The following is a 1,221-nucleotide window of genomic DNA, read 5'->3' as shown; positions in this document are numbered from 1 at the left end:
GTGGCCCGGGCCGGCGCGGCGACGCTGGCCCCGGCGGCCCGCGCCCGCTACGAGCGCACGTTCCACCCCGACGTGGTCACCAAGCGCCTCCTCGACGTGTACGCCTCCTTGAGCTGACCGCCCCTCCGCGCTGCACCACCTCGCTTGCCGGGGCGGCGGTGTATCGGACGCTCGTGGGCTCTCTGAGCGGACGGCACCCGTAGTGGCCCGCCGCTACTCGTTTCCGCCATGGCGGTGAGGTCGTCGCCGCTGAATATGACGCAGCCGAGGATGTCGGCCAGGACCCTCCGCTGTAGGTGTGTCAGGGCGTTCACGAAGATCGCGGCGTCGATTCCTGCCGCCCGGCACGCCTCGGCGATTTCCCGGACCTTGCCGTGTGTCAGCAGCGTCCGGCGGGAGAAGGGTTGGGACATCCGGGCAGCCCCTCCTGGGCGCTCCTGCCACCGGTCGGAAGCGCCCCGGCGCTGAACGTACCGACCCACCACCCGGCTGCCGCGGGCCTCGGCCAGGGCGGCAAGCTCGTCGAGCCGGCCCTCGTACTGCTTCTCCTTGGCCGAGAACAGACCGATGAGTACGACGTCGGCGCCGTCGAGCGGGTTACCAGCGTCCCCGTACTGCTTCACGCTGACGTGATCGCTTCTACCGTGCCACCTTCCGGGAACTCCATTCTGCTGCTTGGGACGGCTGGAGATCTTGGTAGGAAAGTGCCCCTGGAGGGGCGCTCTCCTGCCAAGATCTCCGCCGCCACGGTGATGGGCGACTCACGTGCGGTCAGTCGTGGTGTCGTGCCGTCCGAGCGGTCGCACAGACGGGGCAGCTCGACAGGGGCCGAAGAGGGGTAGGCCGCCCCGGCGTCGCACCTCAGCGCAGTGAGGCGCGGGCGGAGAAGGCGATGCTGGCGAGCAGGAAGCCGCCGTTGACGATCGTGAACGCCACCATCACCCAGAGGACCAGACCCGGGGCGAAGGCCAGCACCAGACCGGCGGCGAAGATCACCGCGCCGTAGTCGCGGACCAGCTTCACGAGGCGTACGGGCAGGGAGGTCGAGGTGACCATGCTGGCGGCGTTCGGGCCGGCCTGCATCACGGAGGTGACCAGGTTGACCATCCAGGTGCCGGCGAAGATCGCGACCAGCCAGCTCGGCGTCGACGGCTCCTGCGCCACGGCCGTCGCCGCCAGGGCGGCGACCAGGGCGATCTGGGCGGCCACGTCGCACAGCAC

At 70.4% G+C, this 1,221-nt stretch carries 2 protein-coding genes; both read right to left on the bottom strand.

The genetic code is table 11. From position 1 onward, the window contains the following. Positions 1 to 47: 47 nt before the first annotated feature. On the bottom strand, positions 48 to 413 hold the full coding sequence (locus AB0B91_RS66215; RefSeq protein WP_358343286.1) for a hypothetical protein: 366 nt from the start codon (positions 411 to 413) through the stop codon (positions 48 to 50). Between the two features lie 448 nt (positions 414 to 861). Next, positions 862 to 1,221 (bottom strand): hypothetical protein (locus AB0B91_RS66210; RefSeq protein ID WP_358343284.1); only part of this gene is annotated, 360 nt, incomplete at its 5' end.

Source organism: Nonomuraea sp. NPDC049141 (genome assembly GCF_040648415.1).
Classification (GTDB): Bacteria; Actinomycetota; Actinomycetes; order Streptosporangiales; family Streptosporangiaceae; genus Nonomuraea.
Note: the sequence above shows the minus strand (reverse complement) of the source record. Positions and strands in the feature narration are given on the sequence as shown.